The following is a 17697-nucleotide window of genomic DNA, read 5'->3' as shown; positions in this document are numbered from 1 at the left end:
TCAGGCCAGGGCCGCCCACAGGCTGGCGACCAACCCGCCGAGATAGCGGTTGGGCAGCAGCGTGAAGGCGCCTGCCACCAGGCAAGCGCTCATGTAGAGCCACACCATGAGCCTGCGGTGGCGGCGGATGTCGCCGCGCAGCAGCGCGCGGAACGAGAAGAACAGGCTGCCCAGGACGACCGGCACCAGCAGGTGAATGGGGGTGTAGCCGGCGATGTTGGGGAGCTTGAAGTCGCGGATGAAGATGGCCGAGAGGGCGGTCACGAGCATGAGCGTGACCCAGGCATAGCCCGCCGCGCGGTGCAGGCGCGGGCGCTGGCTGTGCCGCTGCGGGCCGGCATGCCCGCGCCGGGCCCACAGGGCCACCGGGCCCAGGGCCACGGCGGCAATGGCAGCACTCATGTGCACGGCAATGAGGGGGGTGAGTTGCATGGCGGGCTCCGGTGGGATGGCGATGGGCGCACTGTGCCGACGCCCCTCGCCGGCCACCACCGGTTTGCGACGGAGCCCGCGCGAACCGGCGCGAAACGCGCCTGGCGCGGCGTGAAATGCGGCACCGCCGATACCCCCGCAATGGCCCGGGAAGGGGCCCGCTTCCTACAATGCCGCCATGAAATCAAGGACTTGGACGACGGGCGCGGTGGTGCTGGCGCTGGCGGCGGCGGGCGGCTGGTGGTGGAGCCAGCGCCAGGCGCAGGCCGAGGTGCAGTACCGCACCGCCGCGATCGAGCGCGGGCCGCTGCAGGTGGCCGTGTCGGCCAGCGGCACGGTGAACCCGGTCACGCAGGTGTCGGTGGGCACGCAGGTGTCGGGCCAGGTGCGCGCCGTGCTGGTGGACTTCAACAGCGAGGTCAAGGCCGGGCAGCTGATCGCTGAGATCGACCCGCAGACGTTTGAATACCGGGTGCGCTCGGCCCAGGCCGATGTGGACGCGGCGCGGGCTGCGGTGCAGATTGCGCTGGCCAATGCGGCGTCCAGCCGCGCCAACGTGTCGCGCGCCCAGACCGAGCTGGCCGAGGCGCGCCGCGCGCACGAGCGCAACGTGAGTCTGGTGGCGCAGGGCTTCATCGCCCAGAGCGAGGCCGACCGCACGCGCGCTGCCGTGAACGCCGCGCAGGAGTCGCTGAATGCACTGCAGGCGCTGGTGGGCGTGAGCCAGGCGCAGATCCAGAGTGCGCAGGCCAACGTGGCGCAGCGCGAGTCGGCGCACGCGCAGGCGCAGGTGGATCTGTCCCGCACGCGCATCACCTCGCCGGTGGACGGCATCGTGATCAAGCGCACCGTGGACAAGGGCCAGACCGTGGCGGCGAGCCTGCAGGCGCCCGAGCTGTTCGTGATCGCGCAGAACCTCTCCGACATGCGGGTGGACGCGAGCATCGACGAGGCCGATGTGGGTCGCATCCGCGTCGGGCAGAAGGCCAGCTTCATGGTGGACGCCTTCCCGGGGCAGACCTTTGAAGGCGAGGTGCGCCAGGTGCGCAAGGCGGCCACCAATGTGTCCAACGTGGTGACCTATGTGGCGGTGGTCGGGTTTTCCAACGCCACGGGCAAGCTGCTGCCCGGCATGACGGCCAACGTGCGCATCGTCACCGACAGCCGCACCGACGTGCTCAAGGTGCCCAACGCCGCGCTGCGCGTGCGCGTGCCCGGCGCGCAGACCGCTGGCGCCGACGAAGCGCCCGCCGATGGCGCGCCGGCCGCCCCCGGCCGCCCAGGCCGGCTCTACCTGCTCGACGCCCAGGGCCAGCCCACCGCGCAGGCGGTGCGCCTGGGCGTGAGCGACGGCGTCACCACCGAGTTGCTGGTGTCCGAGCAGTCGCCGCACGCCGGCGCGCTGGCCGAAGGCTCGAAGGTGGTGACCGGGGTGAGCGTGAACGCCGGCCCCGCGCGCACCAACGGCCCGCGCATGTCGTTCTGAGCGCCCGCCATGCCGCTCATTGAAGCCCGGTCGCTGACCAAGACCTACACCATGGGCCATGAGGCCGTGCATGCGCTGGCCGGCGTGTCGCTGGACATCGAGGCCGGTGAGTTCGTGGCCATCATGGGCTCGTCGGGTTCGGGCAAGTCCACGCTGATGAACATCCTCGGCTGCCTGGATGTGCCCGACACCGGCACCTACCGCCTGGCCGGAGACGCGGTGCAGGACATGGGCAGCGACGCGCTGGCGGCGGTGCGCAACCGGCGCATCGGCTTTGTGTTCCAGCAGTTCAACCTGCTGCCGCGCACCAGCGCGCAGGAAAACGTGGAGCTGCCGATGGTTTACGCCGGCGTGCCCACCGCCGAGCGCCACCGTCGCGCGCGCGCGGCGCTGCAGCGCGTGGGCCTGGGCGAGCGCACCGGGCACACGCCCGCCGAACTCTCGGGCGGTCAGCAGCAGCGTGTGGCGATTGCGCGCGCGCTGGTGAACCAGCCGCAGCTCATCCTGGCCGACGAGCCCACGGGTGCGCTGGACACGCACACCAGCGAAGACATCATGGGCTTGCTGGCCGAACTCAACGCGCAGGGCATCACCGTGGTGCTGGTGACACACGAGCACGACGTGGCCGACTGGGCGCGGCGACGGCTGGTGTTTCGCGACGGGCGGCTGATGGAAGACGCCGCGCAGCCCGGGCGCGCGGCGCCGGAGGTGCCGGCATGAACATGACCGCTGCGCTGCGAAGCGCCTGGCGCGCGCTGCGCGCCAACCCCTTGCGCAGCCTGTTGACGATGCTGGGCATCATCATTGGCGTGGCCGCGGTGATCACCATGATCGCCATCGGGCAGGGCGCCACCGAGCGCGTGCAGGAACACATGCGGGTGCTGGGCGCCAACGTCATGCTGGTGCTGCCCGGCAGCGTGAACACCGGCGGTGTGCGCCAGGGTGCGCAGACCGCGCTGGCGCTCAGCGAGGCCGACGCGCAGGCCATCGCGCTGGAGGTGCCCGAGGTGCAGGTGGCCGCCCCCAACTCGCGCGTGACGGTGCAGGCCGTGTATGGCGGCACCAACTGGAGCACCCCGCTGTTTGGCGCGACCAATGAGTACCTGGAGGCGCGCGACTGGCCGCTGGCCACCGGGCGGGTGTTTGAAGACGCTGAGATTCAGGGCGCCGCCAAGGTGGTGCTGCTGGGTCAGACGGTGGTGCGCGAGCTCTTCGGCGATCAGGACCCGATCGACCAGGTGGTGCGCCTGCGCAATGTGCCCATGACCGTGATCGGCGTGCTGGCGCGCAAGGGGCAGAACTCTTGGGGCTCCGACCAGGACGACATCGCCATCGTGCCGCTGGGCACCTTCCGCAACCGCGTGCAGGGCGACGCGGCCGGCCGTCTCAAGCGCGTGGGCAGCATCGTGGTGAAGGTGCGCGATGGCCACGACATGAAGTCCGCCGAGGACAACATCCGCGACCTGCTGCGCCAGCGCATGCGCGTGCAGCCCGGCGGCGACGAACCGTTTCGCATCCGCAACCTCACCGAGACCCTGCAGGCCCAGGCCGATTCGAGCCGCACCATGACGCTGCTGCTCTCGGCGGTGGCCGGGGTGAGCCTGCTGGTGGGTGGCATCGGCATCATGAACATCATGCTGGTGAGCGTGATGGAGCGCACCCGCGAAATCGGCCTGCGCATGGCGGTGGGCGCGCGCGGACGCGACATCCTGGCGCAGTTCCTCATCGAAGCGGTCACGCTCAGCCTGCTCGGTGGGGCCCTGGGTGTGCTGATCGGCGCGGTGGCCACCTGGGCGGTGGGCGCGTTTGCCGGCTGGCAGGTGAGCATGACGATGCACTCCATCGTGCTGGCCGCCGGCTTCTCGGCGCTGGTGGGCGTGTTCTTCGGCTTTTACCCGGCGCGGCGCGCTTCGCTGCTGTTGCCGATTCAGGCCCTGCGCCACGAGTGAGCGCGGCCAGCGCGATCAGCCCAGGGGCCTGGCCGACAGCGTGAAGCGGAAGGTGGCGCCCTGGCCGGGTGCGGCGTCGGCCTGCAATTCACCGCCATGGCGCTGCACGATGCGCAGCGAGGTGGCCAGACCGATGCCCAGCCCGCTGAATTCGTGGGGCATGTGCAGCCGCTGGAACGGCTGAAACAGCTTGGCCGCGCGCGCCATGTCGAACCCGGCGCCGTTGTCGCTCACGAAGAACCACTGCTGCCCGTTCCTGTGCTCCGAGTACACCCGGATGTGCGCGTGCGGCGTGAGGGCGGAATACTTCCAGGCGTTGTGCAGCAGGTTCTGCAGCAGCGCCTCCACCAGCGCGGCGTCGGCCATGGCGTGCAGCCCGGGCTCGATCGTCCACGTCACCTGGCGCTCGGGCTCGGCTCGGGCGTGGTCTTCCAGGTGCCGTGTGGCAATGGCGCTGAGGTTGACCGAGGTGCGCTGCAGCTCGCCCCGCGCAAACTGCGACAGCTTGAGCAGGCCGTCGATGAGCTCGCCCATCTTCTTGCTCGCCGCGGTGATGCGCTGCAGGTGCGACAGGCTCTCGCCGCTCATGCCGGGGTTGTCTTCGTGCAGGGCCTGGGCAAAGCCGTTGATGATGCGCAGCGGCGAGCGCAGGTCATGCGCCACGGCGTACGAGTAGCTCTCCAGCTCGTCGTAAGCGGCCTTCAGGGCTTCGGTGCGCCGCTGGATGCGCTGCTCCAGCGAGGTGTTGAGCTGCTGGATTTCCATCTCGGCGCGCTTGCGCGGGGTCACGTCCTGGATCACACCCAGCGCACTCACCGCGCGTCCGTTGGCGTCGCGCTCGAATTCGGCCTGCACGAGAAACCAGTGTTCCTCACCGCCAAACAGCATGCGGTATTCGAGCCGGTACTCCGCCTTGCCCTGCAGGGCCAGCGACCACTGCTTGAGCACCCACGGGTAGTCGTCGGGGTGGGTCAGCGCGATCATGTCGTCGACGCTGAACTCGGCCAGGGGCAGACCCAGCAGCCGGTGCGAACCCGCCAGCGTGACAAAGCGCAGGGTGCTGAGGTCGGCGCGCCAGCTGGCCAGCCCGGCAATGCCATGCGCCTGGCGCAGCAGGTGTTCGCTGGTGCGCAGCGCCTGTTCGGTTTTCTTGCGGTCGCTGATGTCCTGCACCACGGCGATCAGGTAGCTGGGTTGACCATTGGCCGCGCGCACCAGCGAGATGGTGAGGTGCACCCACACCACATGGCCCAGGCGGTGGATGTAGCGCTTCTCGAAGCTGTAGTGCGTGATCTCGCCATCCAGCGTGCGCTTGAGCTGGCGCATGTCCAGCTCCAGGTCTTCGGGGTGCGTGAAGTCGCGGAAATGCATCTTCAGCATGTCCTCCTTCGTGTACCCGACGATGTCGCAATACGTCTGGTTCACGCGGATCCAGCGGCCGTCGAGCTCGCTGTGCGCCATGCCGGCAGCGCCTTGCTCGAAGGTGTCTTCCAGCTGTTGCTTGCCCTGGCGGATGAGGTCGGTTGCGGTGCGCAGGTGGCGGTTCTGGCGTTGCATGGCGGCGATGGCACCCACCACGACCAGCTGCGTTGAGGCATGCCAGAAGTTGAGCCAGAGCGCTTCCAGCGGCTTCTCGAACGCCAGGCTTCCGTACGGCTCGATCATGAAGAAGTTGACCAGCAGCATGCCCAGCAGCGTGCTGATCATGCCGGCGGCAAATCCGCCGTACAGGGCAGCCAGCGCCGCGGCCAGTGACAGGGTGATGAAGCGCCCGCCAGACTCGGCCGGTGCAAGCGCCATGCGCAACCACACGGCTGCCAACGTGAGCAGCACCGCTGCCGCGCAGCGCCACCACAGGTTGTGCTCTTGCGGTTGCCAGTTCATCACGCGCAGCCAGACCCGCTGATACCAGGGGCTGACGGGCTGTGGTGTGGTCATGCGGGGCGTGGGGCTTGAGCGTCCAGCTTACACCGTGCCGCGCCGGGGTGGCGGTCGTTCTGTCGAGCCCAGGGCACCGAGCATCTCGTCAATGGCTGCGGCGGTTTCCAGTGGGCGCTCCATGGGGAAGAGGTGGGTGCCTTCGATCATGCGCAGGCGTTCGGGGTGGGCCTTGCCCACCAGGCGCAGCGTCATCGACATGCCGACCTGCTTCATTTCGAGCGAGCGCGTGCCGCCCAGAAAGGCCACCGGGCACTGCAGCGGGTGGCGGCGCAGCAGCCGGTCGAGGTTGTGGGGCAGCGTGTTGTAGATGGCGGTTTCGATCTCGCGGTCGAAGGCGAGCACGCGCTGTGACCGCCCTTGCGGGTCTACCGCGTCGAGCGTGCCGTGCTCGATGTAGTCGCTCAGCACCTGCGGCTCCCAGTCGGCAAACACCTTCTTGCGGCGGAAGTGCTCCAGTGCGGCGGCCGTGTCCGGCCAGGCGCGGCGGCGGTAGCGGCTCACCTTGCCGGGCGACACCGAGCCCACCAGCTGCGTGCGCTTGATCAGCTCCAGCGTGCGGGCACGCCAGCCGCCCAGGATGGGCGAGTCGATCAGCAGCACGCCGCGCACCGGGTGTCCGCCCAGCTGCGGGTGGCGCGCGGCGCACATCATGCTGAGGAAGCCACCCAGCGAGTGGCCCACGAGCCACGCGCCCCGGCCGTGCTGCTCGATTTCAGGGGCGGCAAAGTCGGCGAGCTGCTGCACCAGATGCGGCCAGTTGCTGCTCACGGGGTAGCGCGGGTCGTGGCCGAACCGGTCGACCGCTCGCACCGCGTGGCCGCGCGCGCGCAGCGACTTGAAGAGCAGGCTGTAGGTGCTGGCAGGGAAGCTGTTGGCGTGGGAAAAGACGATCAATGACATGGAGTACAGCCGGTGCGGCCCGCCGCTTGTTTTTCAGATCAGCTTTTCGTTGGCGTTGGTGATCTTCTTGAGGGGCTGGCTGCGCGGGTTGTCGCTGAGCAGGGGCACCTCGGTGTGCGCGCCGTTCCAGGTGGGGTCTTCGATGCTGTCGAACACCTCGCGCAGCTTCTGGCCCCAGGTGTCGTGCAGCATGCGGAAGTAGGGGTTGTCGTTGTCGATGCAGGTGATCTTGTCGGACTGCAGGCGGTTGACTTCGTACACCGCCAGGTCCAGCGGCAGACCGACCGACAGGTTGGACTTGAGCGTGGAGTCCATCGACACGAGCACGCACTTGGCGGCCTCGTCCAGCGGGGTGTCGGGCGAGATCACGCGGTCGAGCACGGGCTTGCCGTATTTGGATTCGCCGATCTGGAAGAACGGGGTTTCCGACGTGGCTTCGATGAAGTTGCCCGCCGAATAGACCTGAAACAGGCGCATGCCTTCGCCCTGCACCTGGCCACCGAAGATCATGGAAGCGTTGAAGTCGACACCCGCGCGCTGCAGCGATTCGCCGTCGCGCTCGTACACGTGGCGCACCGCCGAGCCCAGCACGCGCGCGGCATCGAACATGCTCTTGGCGTTCCAGATGGTGATGGGCTCGCCGCCTTCCTGGTCCACCAGCTGCTCGACCTGCAGGATCTCGCGCACCGACTGGGAGATGCTCAGGTTGCCGGCCGAGAGCAGGCACATGAAACGGTCGCCGGGCTTCTCGTAGACGATCATTTTCCGGAAGGTGCTGATCTGGTCCAGGCCCGCGTTGGTGCGCGAGTCGGAGAGGAACACCATGCCGGCATTGAGTTTGACGGCGACGCAGTAAGTCATGATGAGGCGGCGAGTTTCTTGAGGGTGTAGAGCTGTTCCAGCGCTTCGCGCGGGCTCAGGGTGTCGGGGTCGATGCGTTCCATGGCGGCCTGCAGCGGGTGCGCTTCAGGCTCGAGTGTGGCAGGTGGCGGTGCGAACAGGTCCACCTGCGTTCGGCTTTCTTCGCTCTGGGCTTCGAGCGCCGCGAGCGCGTGGCGCGCATGTTGCACCACACCCGCCGGCACGCCGGCCAGGCGCGCCACCTGAATGCCGTAGCTGCGGCTGGCAGGCCCTGGCTCGATCTGGTGCAGGAACACGATGCCGCCGCCCTTGCCCCCGGCCTCCACCGCGCTCACGTGCACGTTCACCGCCGCGTGGTGGTGGGCCGGGAATTCGGTGAGCTCGAAGTAGTGCGTGGCAAACAGCGTGAACGCGCGCGACTTGTCGTGCAGGTGCTTGGCGATGCCGCCTGCCAGTGCCAGGCCGTCGAAGGTGGAGGTGCCGCGGCCGATTTCGTCCATCAGCACCAGGCTCTCGGGCGTGGCGGCGTTCAGGATCTGCGCAGCCTCGGTCATCTCCACCATGAAGGTGGACTGCGCGTTGGCCAGGTCGTCGGCCGCGCCGATGCGGGTGTGGATGGCGTCGATGGGCCCCAGCCGGCACGACGTGGCCGGCACGTGGCTGCCCATGCTGGCCAGCAGCACGATCACCGCCACCTGCCGCATGTAGGTGCTCTTGCCGCCCATGTTCGGGCCGGTGATCACCTGCATGCGCTGCTTCGCACCGAGCACGGTGTCGTTGGCGATGAAGCTGCCGCCCGAGGTTTCGTTCAGGCGCGCTTCCACCACCGGGTGGCGGCCGCCGCGGATGTCGATGCAGGGCTCGGGCACAAACTGCGGCGCGCACCAGTTCAGCGTGAGCGCGCGCTCGGTGAGTGCGCACAGCGCATCGAGCGCGGCCATGGCGCGCGCCAGTTGTGTGAGCGGCGCCACGAACGCCTGCAGCTGGTCGAGCAGTTGTTCGTACAGCCATTTCTCGCGGGCCAGTGCGCGGTCTTGTGCCGAGAGCGCCTTGTCCTCGAAGGCCTTGAGTTCGGGCGTGATGAAGCGCTCGGCGTTCTTCAGCGTCTGGCGGCGGCGGTAGTCGTCGGGCACCTTGGACGCCTGGCCTTGCGTGACCTCGATGTAGAAACCGTGCACCTTGTTGAACTGCACGCGCAGGTTGGCAATGCCGGTGCGCGCGCGCTCGCGCTGCTCGAGCTCGATGAGGAAGGCGTCGCTGTGGTTCTGGATGCCGCGCAGCTCGTCGAGCTCGGCGTCAAAGCCATCGGCAATCACGCCACCGTCGCGCACCAGCGCAGCGGGCTCGGGCAGCAGCGCGGCGTGCAGCAGGTCGGCGCAGCCCTCGGGCGGTGTGAGCTGGGCGGCCACGCCATGCAGCAGCCCACCGGCAGGCTGCGGGCCCAGCTGCAGCGCGAGCTGGTGGGCCCGCTCCAGCGTCTGGCCCAGGCCCACGAGTTCGCGCGGCTTCACCTGGCGCAGCGCAGTGCGCGCGGTGATGCGCTCGACGTCGCTTGCGCCCTTGAGCGCGGCGCGCAGGCTTTGCCACAGACCGCCGCGCAAGGCCTCGATGGCGGCCAGGCGCGCGCGGGCTTGTGCGCGGTCGCGCCGGGGTTCGAGCAGCCAGCTGCGCAGGGTGCGGCTGCCCATGCCGGTGCAGCACACATCGAGCAGCGAAAACAGCGTGGGGCTGGTGTCGCCGCGCAGCGTCTGCGTGAGCTCGAGGTTGCGCCGGGTGTTCAGGGGCAGGTCGATGCGCTCGCCGCTGCGCGCCACCTGCAGGCTGGCCACGTGGGTGAGCGCGCGGCCCTGTGTGTGCTCGGCGTAGTTGAGCAGCGCGGCGGCGGCGGCGTGCGCGTCGGGCATGTCTTGCGCGTCCCAGGCGGCCAGGCTGGCGGCCTGCAGTTGCTCCAGCAACTTGCGCTGGCCCAGCGCGGCATCAAAGGCCCAGGCCGGGCGCAGCACCGCCACCAGCCGCACGCCCTGGCCCGCGCTCTGGCTGGCCAGCGCCTGCACCGATTTTTCAAACGCGGGCGTGGCGTCGGCGCTGTAGAGCAGCTCGCCCGGCGACACGCGCGCCACCCAGTCGGCGAGCTCGTCGCTGGCGCACTGCGCCAAAAACACGATGCCCTGCGTGACCGACATCCAGGCCAGGCCGCAGCCCGTGCGCGCGCCGGCGTGCACCGCCATCAGCACGGCCTCGGTCTTGTCGGACAGCAGTTCGCTGTCGGTCAGCGTGCCTGGGGTGACCACGCGCACCACCTTGCGCTCCACCGGCCCTTTGGACGTGGCGACATCGCCCACCTGCTCGCAGATGGCCACGGACTCGCCCAGCTTGATCAGGCGCGCCAGGTAGGTGTCGACCGAATGAAACGGCACACCGGCCATGACCACCGGCTGCCCGGCAGACTGGCCGCGCTGGGTGAGCGTGATGTCGAGCAGGCGCGCCGCCTTTTCGGCGTCGGCAAAAAACAGCTCGTAGAAATCGCCCATGCGGTAGAACAGCAGCGTGTTCGGGTGCCCGGCCTTCAGGCCGAGGTACTGCTGCATCATGGGCGTGTGCGCAGACAGGTCGGGCCGCGGGGCGGTGTGGGGAGCGATTTCCGTGTCCATCTGGGGGCTTGAAGGTCGAATTGGGGCGGTGCGCCACCCATGCCGGCGTGCACCAGGACGTGTCTCCCCAGCCCGGTCTCGTGGCGGGCTCTATCTTATGGGATGGTCATGGGCGCCATTCGGGGGCGGCGGGTGATCGCCTGCGCTGCCCACTGCTCAAAAACCTTTCGGTTAAAAAAGTTACCAAACGGTATTGTTTTGATCTTCGGCGGATAAACTCGTGGCTCGCGACCGCACGCAGCCCGCTGCGGCGCCCACTTGTTCCGGAGATCGACATGCGGACCCCGCCCCCCGTTGTCTTGCGCGTCTTCGCTTTCGCACGCTGAAGGCGCCCGCCGCATGCCCGCCGTTGTCTGGTTCAAACGCGATCTGCGCTGGCGCGACCACGCGCCGTTGGCGGCCGCCGCTGCGCACGAAGAAGCGCTGGCGCTGTACGTGATCGAGCCCACCTGGCTGGCCAGCCCGAGCTTTGATCCGCAGCACCTGGCCTTCACGCTCGCCTGCCTGGCCGAGTTGCGCGCGCAACTGGCCGCGCGCGGCTTGCCGCTGCTGGTGCGCGTGGGCGAAGCGGTGGAGGTGCTGACGCAGCTGCAGCGCGAGCACGGCATGCGCTTTTTGCTCAGTCACGAAGAAACCGGCGAGGGCTGGAGCTACGCGCGCGACAAGGCGGTGGCGGGGTGGTGCCGGGCGCATGGGGTGGCCTGGCTTGAATGGCCGCAGACCGGGGTGGTGCGCCGCCTGCGCGAGCGCACCGGCTGGGCGTCGCGCTGGAGCGCGCGCATGGACGCGCCCGAGGTGGCCATGCCGGCCGGCTTTTCGGGTGTGCAGGCCGAGCTGGGCGATCTGCCCACGCTGGCCTCGCTGGGCGTGGCGGCGTCGCGCCCCTTGCCGGCGGCGGGCGAAAGCGCCGCCCAGGCCTTGCTCGACGACTTCCTGGGTGGCCGCGGGCGCGACTACCGCCGCGCGCTCTCCAGCCCGCTCACCGCCGCCGACGGCTGCAGCCGCCTGAGCCCGCACCTGGCCTTTGGAACGGTGTCGATGCGCAGCGTTCACCAGGCCACCGAATCCGCCATCGCGCACGCGCCCGACCGCGCGCTGTCGCACGCCCTGCGCGGCTTTGCCGGGCGGCTGCGCTGGCATTGCCACTTCATGCAGAAGCTCGAAGACGAGCCGCAGATCGAGGAACGCAACTTCGCCAGCGTGTGCGACGGCCTGCGCGAAAACGACTTTGACCGCGAGCGCTTCGAGGCCTGGTGCGAGGGCCGCACCGGCTACCCCATGGTGGACGCCTGCATGCGCAGCCTGCGCGCCACGGGCTGGCTGAACTTCCGCATGCGCGCCATGCTGGTGAGCTTTGCGGCCTACCACCTGTGGCTGCACTGGCGCGAGCCCGGGCAGTTTCTGGCGCGGCAGTTTCTGGACTACGAGCCCGGCATTCACTGGAGCCAGATGCAGATGCAAAGCGGCACCACGGGCATCAACACCTTGCGCATCTATTCGCCGACCAAGCAGGCGCTGGACCACGACCCGCAAGGCATCTTCATCCGCCGCTGGGTGCCCGAGTTCGGCACACCGGCCTATCCCGCGCCCATCGTCAACGAGCGCGCGGCCGTGGCGCAGGCCAAGGAGCGCCTGTATGCGCTGCGCGCCACGCCCGAGGCGCGCGAGCAGGCCCAGGCCGTGCAACAGCGCCACGGCTCGCGCAAGGCCGGCCTGCCGCCCACCGGCCGGCGCGCACGGGAGCGCGCTGCCCCCGTGGCCGCCCCCGAACAACAGGAGCTGTTTCGATGAACGATGACAAGGGTTTCAAGGGCAACAAACGCGCGCTGCCGAGCAAGCCGTGCGCGGTGTGTGGCCGGCCCATGAGCTGGCGCCGCGCCTGGGCCAAAAACTGGGACGAGGTGCGTTACTGCTCTGAAGCCTGCCGCCGCCGCAAGGGCGCGCCATGAGCGCGTCGTGCCGCCATCTGGTGGTGGTGCTGGGCGACCAGCTGGACCGCGACGCCAGCGCGTTCGACGGCTTCGACCCGGCGCAGGACCGCGTGTGGATGTGCGAAGCATCCGATGAGAGCACCCATGTGTGGAGCAGCCAGCAGCGCATCGTGCAGTTCCTCGCCGCCATGCGCCACTTTGCCCAGGCGCTGCAGGCCGAAGGCCTGCCGCTGCACTACGACACGCTGCGCGAAGGCGGCCTGGGCGATGCGCTGCGCGAGGCCATTGCGCAATGCCGGCCAGCGCGCGTGCGGCTCACCCAGCCCGGCGACTGGCGCGTGCTGCAGAGCTTGAGCGAGGCCGCCGGCAACACACCACTGGACGTGCTGGAAGACCGGCACTTTCTTTGCAGCACGGCGCGTTTTGCCCGGCACGCGCGCGGGCGGCGCCAGCTGCGCATGGAGTATTTCTACCGCGAGATGCGGCGCGAGCACGGCGTGCTCATGGAAGGCGACCAGCCCGCAGGCGGCGAGTGGAACTTTGACGCCGACAACCGCGAAGCCTTCGGCCCGAACGGCCCGGGCTTTGTACCGCCGCCCACGCGCTTCGAGCCCGACGGGCTCACGCAGCAGGTGATGGACCTGGTGCGCACCCGCTTCGCCGACCACCCGGGCCAGACCGCGCCCTTTGGCTGGCCGGTGACGCGCGCGCAGGCCCTGCAGGCGCTGCAAGGGTTCATCGACGAACGCCTGCCGAACTTTGGCCACTGGCAGGACGCCATGTGGACCGGCGAGCCCTGGCTGTACCACGCGCACCTGGCTGCCGCCATGAACTTGAAGCTGCTGCACCCGCGCGAGGTGATTGCCGCAGCCGAAGCCGCGTGGCGCGAAGGCCGCGCGCCGCTGCCGGCGGTGGAGGGCTTCATCCGCCAGATCCTGGGCTGGCGCGAATACGTGCGTGGCATCTACTGGCTGCAGATGCCCGACTACGCCGAGCAGAACGCGCTGGACGCACGGCACGACCTGCCCGCGTGTTACTGGACGGGCCACACACCCATGCGCTGCATGGCCGATGCCATCGGCCAGACGCTGCAGCACGGCTACGCGCATCACATCCAGCGGCTCATGGTGACCGGGCTCTTCGCGCTGCTCTACGGCGTGGAGCCGCGCCAGGTGCATGGCTGGTACCTCAGCGTGTATGTGGACGCGGTGGAGTGGGTGGAGCTGCCGAACACCTTGGGCATGAGCCAGTACGCCGATGGCGGCCTGCTCGCCAGCAAGCCCTACATCGCCACCGGCCGCTACATCGAGCGCATGAGCGACCACTGCCGGGGCTGCCGCTTCGATCCGGGGCAGCGCACCGGCGAGCGCGCCTGCCCGTTCACCACGCTGTACTGGGACTTCCTGATCCGCCACGAGGCGCGGTTTGCCAAGCACCCGCGGCTGGCGCTGCAGGTGAAGAACCTGGCGCGCATCGAGCCCGCCGAGCGCAGCGCGATCGTGGCGCGCGCGAACGAGGTGCGCACCGGTCAACTGGGGTGATGGCCCCGGCGCGGTTCAGCGGGGTGTGTGGCGGCTCACCAGCCGCGCTGCGGCAAGGTCCCAGCCGGCCCAGCCGCAGCTCTTGAAGAACACGGGCCCGCGCACCGCGCGGGGCGAGGCCACGCAGTCGGCCAGCGTGGGCAGGGCGCTCACGTCAATGCCCGCCTGCAGCAGATCGCCCGCTTCGTGGTCGGCGTCGCGCGTGTCCACCACCAGCGTGCCGCGCGCGGCCAGCTCGCGGCACACCCCGGGCGCCCACTCGACCATGTGCGGCGTGAAGGCACCCACCGCAGCCACAAAGGCGTCGTCGCGCGGCGCGTGCCGCAGCACCACCTGCTGTGCTGGTGTGGCGCTCACCACCAGCGGGCAGTCGGCCAGCGCGGCGTTGGCGTCGTCGACGCGGCGCGCGCTCAGGCCCAGCGCCTGCGCATGGGCCACCAGCGTGTTGGCGCTGGCCGGGCTGCGCGAGTGCACCCAGCATTCCTGCACACCCAGGCCGGCGGCGAACGCTTCCAGGTGCGCGCGGCCCTGCACACCGGCACCCACGATCAGCAGCGGCCCGTCGCGTCGCGGCGCGAGCAGGCGCGCGGCCAGGAGCGACACCGCAGCGGTGCGGCGCGCCGTCACGGTGGGGCCATGCAGCAGCGCCGTGCGCTCGCCCGTGACGGCATCGAACACCACCACATCGCCCTGGATGCTGGGCAGGCCGCGCGTGCCGTTGTCGGGCACGAAGGTGATGAGCTTGGTGATGGCCACGCGCGCGTCGGTGGCCGGCATCACGAACAGGCTGCCGCCACCGGGCAGCGCCTGCACGATGCGCGGCGGCACCACCACCGAGGCATCGCGCAGCAGCGCTTCGATCTCGTCGGCCAGCGCGGGGTAGGGCAGGGCTTCGCCTGTCGCGCTGGCGTTCATTTCATCCGGTAGCGGTACACGCCGTCCGCATCGGTTTCGCGCAGTGCTTCACCGCGCGTGAGCAGGTGGTTGAGGTGGGCCACGCCTTCGCCGGTGGCCATGCCCAGCAGCTCGCCGTTGCTGTCGATCGAGCGCGCGAACAGGGCGCCAAACACGTCCACCGTGCGCTTGGGCGACTCAGCCAGCGTGCGCCGCAGGCGCTGCAGGCCGCGCTCGTGGCCATGGGCCAGGCGGTCCAGCCGCGCGTGCAGCCCGCGAAAGGGCTCGCCGTGCGCGGGCAGCACCAGCAGCTCGTCGCCCAGCGTCTGGCGCAGGCGCGCGATGCTCTCGATCCAGTCGCCCAGCGGGTCGGCGTCGGGCTCAGTGGGAAACACGCTCACGTTGGACGAGATGCGCGGCAGCACCTGGTCGCCCGAGATCAACACACCGAGCGACTCGCTGGTGAGGCAGGCGTGTTCGGGCGAGTGGCCGCGCCCGATGATCACGCGCCAGTCGTGCGCGCCGATGCGCACGGTCTCGCCGTCGCTCAGGCGGCGAAAGCTGTCGGGCAGCGTGTGCATGTACTTGCTGTAGCCGCCGAAGCGGGTGCGGTAGATGTCCAGCGCGGCTTCGTTCCAGCCCATGCGGCGGTAGAAGTCGATGGCGTCGTCGGGCGCCTCGCGGCCGGTGTCGGCCACCAGCGTGCGGCAGGTGAGGTATTCAAGCCGCGTCATCCACAGCCGGCACTGGAACTTGCGCGTGAGCCAGCCGGCCATGCCGACGTGGTCAGGATGCATGTGGGTGCAGAACACGCGGGTGATGCGCGCGCCTTGCGGGGTGGCGGCCAGCGGGCCTTCGGGCGAAATCAGGTGGCGCCAGGCGGCGAGGGCTTCGGGCGTCTTGGTGCCGGTGTCCACCACCGCCCAGCCGGTGCCGTGTTCGTCTTCGTCGGCCACGGCCCACAGGTTGATGTGGTTGAGGGCAAACGGCAGCGGCATGCGCAGCCACAGCACGCCGGGCGCGACCTCGCGCACCTCGCCCGGCGCGGGCGGTTCGCCGCAGGGGTACTGCAGCGAATACGGGGTGTCGGAGGGGGTGGCCGGCTCGTCCGGGCGGCCGTCGGAAGTGGGGGCTTCTGGCATCGGCGGATTATTTCAGAAGGGTCTGCGCGGCGCTGTCGCCCCCGGGTGGCGCTGCGCTAGGCACAGACTAAGCGATCAAAACCGAACTCTCAGCTGCTCTTGGCAGGGCGACCTTCTATGGAGTTCTTTTCATCCACAGGAGAAGTTTTCCTCGGTCACGTGAACTCTGATTGCGACCGCGGCAGCCGATGAGTCGCTGATCTGGCCCCATCTCGATGCTGCGAAGCTGGCGGTGGCTCAGAGGGTCTGATTGTTTCCGACACGCAGTGTCAATGATGCCGTTGAGCAACTATCTGGCATCCGGGGTCTGTCTTTTGAAGTTCGCGTCTCGCAGGATCCCTGACCGCAAATTTTTAGGACGCGATTGATACGTCGACGAGTCGCAGGATTTCTTTCTATTGACCGCTAACTCCTGTGGCCACTCTTCGAATCGGCCCATGTCATTTCTGCTTGAATGTTGCTGCTGATTATCAATTACACAAGCACAAAAATTGCCACGAACTTGATAGTTTTCTGTAGTTCTGATGATCAGCTCGCAGACCGAAATTCCAATCGGGTGGACGCCGGATTCACTTGACGAGCATGCGCTGAATGAAGGGTGCAAAGCCTTCGTAGACGCCAACAGAGGCACTCATGCATCCGTAGATATCTGCCTGAGCTCTTGGGCTGCTGCAGAAGACTTCTAGAGAGATCAAAGCTGTTGTGCCTGAGCGCGGAATCTTGGTTGCGCGTACGCCAATTGCTCGGGGATCCGTTGGAGTGAATGTCTCGATGATCGTGTCGTTAGCCGACTGAATTTTCATCTTGGAGTTCTCCACGATGTAGATCTGGGTGAGTGCAAACGTCTTGCTGCACTCGAGCGCGTCTTTGCAAGAGACCTTGGCCATCGGAATCGCCTGCGCAATACGCAGCAGAAGTGCCTCACGGTCTTTCTCTGTTTGCGCCTGGCGAGCGAGCTCATCAGCCTTGGCCTTCTCCATTCTGGCGAGCTCATCTGCCTTTTCCCGCTCAATCCGAGCGAGATTCTCTGAACTCCTGAACTCTTCCAAGTCGCGCTTACTCTTCACTTGGGCAAACGCCTCGGCGATATTCTGTTCCGCTTGCAGAGCAGCCGCGGGCGTCGCGACCACGCGGTACATGTCCAGCCGCTTGAGCTCTTGCCTAGGTCCTGCGACCAGACCGTTGGCATCGATCATGCGTACGAGACGGTCGGTGTTGAAGGTCGCTGCAGCGCCAACAAGCACCTGTGGATTGGCCTTTACCAGCGCCAATGCGCGTTCCCTGTTCGCCAAGTTTTCGGTAATGAGCCCATCCTCCAGGAACAGATATGCCCTTTCCCAGTTGCGTTGCGCGATCGCCATTTCGGCGTTCTCCAAGTAGCTCTTGTGAGATGAGGATCCGCATCCGAAGAGCATGAAGGCACACGGTAGGAGGGCGAGCAGAAGACGGCGCACGAGGTATCCCTGAGTTGCAGTTTGTGACATTTTGACATCGGTGCTAGCAGGCTCGGACACTTTCACCAAAGGTGCGAGCCTTCTCGAAGAAACGTTGTGATGGCCGTCTAGGTCGTGTAGTCGCCGCTGGCTTCGGGCTGGAACAGCAGCGACACGATCACAGCGGCCACCTCGTCGCCGTTGGGTGTGCGCCAGCGCGCAGTGGTGCCCAGGCGCTGGCCAATCAGGCCCGCGCCCACCGGCGAGAGCACCGAGATGAAGCCGTTGTGGGGCTCGGCGTCTGCGGGGTAGCACAGGGTGAGCTTCTGGCGCCGGCCGGTGGTCACGTCTTCCACGATGACTTGCGAGTACATCGTGACGACATCGGGCGGCACCTCGCGCGAGGGCACGAGGTCCAGCGAATCCAGCGCGTGCGCCAGTTCGGCCGGCATGTGGGCGCCGCGCAGGTGGTTCAGGCGGGCGAAGTCGAGTTCGGTGAGCAGGCGCTCGTGGGCAAGGGGGGTGTGGTGCATGAG

15 protein-coding genes are annotated in these 17697 nt (G+C 68.4%); 6 read left to right on the top strand and 9 right to left on the bottom strand.

Going from position 1 to position 17697, the window contains the following annotated elements:
* Nucleotides 1-432 carry a DUF2306 domain-containing protein gene (locus tag KXJ60_RS14785; protein ID WP_291129476.1) on the bottom strand — a complete coding sequence of 144 codons (432 nt, stop codon included), beginning with the start codon at nucleotides 430-432 and terminating at the stop codon, nucleotides 1-3.
* A 178-nt stretch (nucleotides 433-610) separates the two neighbouring features.
* Here KXJ60_RS14785 and KXJ60_RS14780 point away from each other — a divergent pair, with 178 nt between their 5' ends.
* The 3 genes from KXJ60_RS14780 to KXJ60_RS14770 are packed head-to-tail and all read left to right on the top strand — an operon-like array spanning nucleotide 611 to nucleotide 3867.
* Nucleotides 611-1918: an efflux RND transporter periplasmic adaptor subunit gene (locus tag KXJ60_RS14780; protein WP_291129474.1), complete on the top strand. Its 1308-nt coding sequence runs from the start codon at nucleotides 611-613 to the stop codon at nucleotides 1916-1918.
* Nucleotides 1919-1927: 9 nt separating this feature from the next.
* Nucleotides 1928-2638, top strand: coding sequence for an ABC transporter ATP-binding protein (locus tag KXJ60_RS14775; RefSeq protein WP_291129471.1), 711 nt, complete (start codon nucleotides 1928-1930; stop codon nucleotides 2636-2638).
* On the top strand, nucleotides 2635-3867 hold the full coding sequence (locus KXJ60_RS14770; protein WP_291129468.1) for an ABC transporter permease: 1233 nt from the start codon (nucleotides 2635-2637) through the stop codon (nucleotides 3865-3867). The genes KXJ60_RS14775 and KXJ60_RS14770 overlap by 4 nt, the downstream gene beginning before the upstream one ends.
* A gap of 15 nt (nucleotides 3868-3882) precedes the next feature.
* Here the strand turns inward: KXJ60_RS14770 and KXJ60_RS14765 are convergent, their stop codons facing one another.
* The 4 genes from KXJ60_RS14765 to mutS are packed head-to-tail and all read right to left on the bottom strand — an operon-like array spanning nucleotide 3883 to nucleotide 10220.
* Nucleotides 3883-5805, bottom strand: a complete 1923-nt coding sequence (locus KXJ60_RS14765; protein WP_291129466.1) for a PAS domain S-box protein — start codon at nucleotides 5803-5805, stop codon at nucleotides 3883-3885.
* 27 nt (nucleotides 5806-5832) lie between these two features.
* The gene (locus tag KXJ60_RS14760; RefSeq protein WP_291129463.1) at nucleotides 5833-6708 is read right to left on the bottom strand and encodes an alpha/beta hydrolase; all 876 of its coding nucleotides are present in this window, start codon (nucleotides 6706-6708) and stop codon (nucleotides 5833-5835) included.
* Nucleotides 6709-6741: 33 nt separating this feature from the next.
* Nucleotides 6742-7569 (bottom strand): proteasome-type protease, encoded by an 828-nt coding sequence (locus tag KXJ60_RS14755; protein ID WP_291129461.1) that lies wholly within the window; start codon nucleotides 7567-7569, stop codon nucleotides 6742-6744.
* Entirely contained in the window at nucleotides 7566-10220 is a 2655-nt protein-coding gene (gene mutS, locus KXJ60_RS14750) for a DNA mismatch repair protein MutS (protein WP_291129459.1), read from the bottom strand. Before mutS ends, KXJ60_RS14755 begins: the two co-directional genes overlap by 4 nt.
* Nucleotides 10221-10559: 339 nt before the next feature.
* Between mutS and KXJ60_RS14745 the strand changes: the two genes are divergently transcribed.
* The 3 genes from KXJ60_RS14745 to KXJ60_RS14735 are packed head-to-tail and all read left to right on the top strand — an operon-like array spanning nucleotide 10560 to nucleotide 13692.
* Nucleotides 10560-12011 carry an FAD-binding domain-containing protein gene (locus KXJ60_RS14745; protein ID WP_291129457.1) on the top strand — a complete coding sequence of 484 codons (1452 nt, stop codon included), beginning with the start codon at nucleotides 10560-10562 and terminating at the stop codon, nucleotides 12009-12011.
* A complete protein-coding gene (locus tag KXJ60_RS14740) occupies nucleotides 12008-12169 on the top strand; it encodes a DUF2256 domain-containing protein (protein ID WP_291129455.1) in 162 nt (53 codons plus the stop codon). Before KXJ60_RS14745 ends, KXJ60_RS14740 begins: the two co-directional genes overlap by 4 nt.
* Nucleotides 12166-13692, top strand: coding sequence for a cryptochrome/photolyase family protein (locus tag KXJ60_RS14735; protein WP_291129454.1), 1527 nt, complete (start codon nucleotides 12166-12168; stop codon nucleotides 13690-13692). Before KXJ60_RS14740 ends, KXJ60_RS14735 begins: the two co-directional genes overlap by 4 nt.
* A 15-nt stretch (nucleotides 13693-13707) precedes the next feature.
* On the opposite strand, the gene KXJ60_RS14730 is transcribed toward KXJ60_RS14735, so the two are convergent.
* The 4 genes from KXJ60_RS14730 to KXJ60_RS14715 all read right to left on the bottom strand — a co-directional run bounded on the left by KXJ60_RS14730 (nucleotide 13708) and on the right by KXJ60_RS14715 (nucleotide 17694).
* The gene (locus tag KXJ60_RS14730) at nucleotides 13708-14607 is read right to left on the bottom strand and encodes a delta(1)-pyrroline-2-carboxylate reductase family protein (protein WP_291129452.1); all 900 of its coding nucleotides are present in this window, start codon (nucleotides 14605-14607) and stop codon (nucleotides 13708-13710) included.
* A complete protein-coding gene (locus tag KXJ60_RS14725; RefSeq protein WP_291129450.1) occupies nucleotides 14604-15728 on the bottom strand; it encodes an MBL fold metallo-hydrolase in 1125 nt (374 codons plus the stop codon). Before KXJ60_RS14725 ends, KXJ60_RS14730 begins: the two co-directional genes overlap by 4 nt.
* Nucleotides 15729-16297: 569 nt before the next feature.
* Nucleotides 16298-17089, bottom strand: a complete 792-nt coding sequence (locus KXJ60_RS14720) for a hypothetical protein (RefSeq protein WP_291129448.1) — start codon at nucleotides 17087-17089, stop codon at nucleotides 16298-16300.
* A 200-nt stretch (nucleotides 17090-17289) separates the two neighbouring features.
* Nucleotides 17290-17694, bottom strand: a complete 405-nt coding sequence (locus KXJ60_RS14715) for a GreA/GreB family elongation factor (protein ID WP_291129568.1) — start codon at nucleotides 17692-17694, stop codon at nucleotides 17290-17292.
* Nucleotides 17695-17697 lie beyond the last annotated feature (3 nt).

Origin of the sequence: Hydrogenophaga sp., from assembly GCF_019264445.1 — a bacterium.
Taxonomy (GTDB): domain Bacteria; phylum Pseudomonadota; class Gammaproteobacteria; order Burkholderiales; family Burkholderiaceae_C; genus Hydrogenophaga.
Note: the sequence above shows the minus strand (reverse complement) of the source record. Positions and strands in the feature narration are given on the sequence as shown.

Excerpts from the sequence above, each read along its gene's own strand:
- KXJ60_RS14770 (WP_291129468.1), top strand. The coding sequence starts at position 2,635 with ATGAACATGACCGCTGCGCTGCGAAGCGCCTGGCGCGCGCTGCGCGCC.
- KXJ60_RS14775 (WP_291129471.1), top strand. The coding sequence starts at position 1,928 with ATGCCGCTCATTGAAGCCCGGTCGCTGACCAAGACCTACACCATGGGC.
- KXJ60_RS14785 (WP_291129476.1), bottom strand. The coding sequence starts at position 432 with ATGCAACTCACCCCCCTCATTGCCGTGCACATGAGTGCTGCCATTGCC.
- KXJ60_RS14755 (WP_291129461.1), bottom strand. The coding sequence starts at position 7,569 with ATGACTTACTGCGTCGCCGTCAAACTCAATGCCGGCATGGTGTTCCTC.
- mutS (WP_291129459.1), bottom strand. The coding sequence starts at position 10,220 with ATGGACACGGAAATCGCTCCCCACACCGCCCCGCGGCCCGACCTGTCT.
- KXJ60_RS14720 (WP_291129448.1), bottom strand. The coding sequence starts at position 17,089 with ATGGCGATCGCGCAACGCAACTGGGAAAGGGCATATCTGTTCCTGGAG.
- KXJ60_RS14740 (WP_291129455.1), top strand. The coding sequence starts at position 12,008 with ATGAACGATGACAAGGGTTTCAAGGGCAACAAACGCGCGCTGCCGAGC.
- KXJ60_RS14725 (WP_291129450.1), bottom strand. The coding sequence starts at position 15,728 with ATGCCAGAAGCCCCCACTTCCGACGGCCGCCCGGACGAGCCGGCCACC.
- KXJ60_RS14780 (WP_291129474.1), top strand. The coding sequence starts at position 611 with ATGAAATCAAGGACTTGGACGACGGGCGCGGTGGTGCTGGCGCTGGCG.
- KXJ60_RS14730 (WP_291129452.1), bottom strand. The coding sequence starts at position 14,607 with ATGAACGCCAGCGCGACAGGCGAAGCCCTGCCCTACCCCGCGCTGGCC.
- KXJ60_RS14760 (WP_291129463.1), bottom strand. The coding sequence starts at position 6,708 with ATGTCATTGATCGTCTTTTCCCACGCCAACAGCTTCCCTGCCAGCACC.
- KXJ60_RS14715 (WP_291129568.1), bottom strand. The coding sequence starts at position 17,694 with ATGCACCACACCCCCCTTGCCCACGAGCGCCTGCTCACCGAACTCGAC.
- KXJ60_RS14745 (WP_291129457.1), top strand. The coding sequence starts at position 10,560 with ATGCCCGCCGTTGTCTGGTTCAAACGCGATCTGCGCTGGCGCGACCAC.
- KXJ60_RS14765 (WP_291129466.1), bottom strand. The coding sequence starts at position 5,805 with ATGACCACACCACAGCCCGTCAGCCCCTGGTATCAGCGGGTCTGGCTG.
- KXJ60_RS14735 (WP_291129454.1), top strand. The coding sequence starts at position 12,166 with ATGAGCGCGTCGTGCCGCCATCTGGTGGTGGTGCTGGGCGACCAGCTG.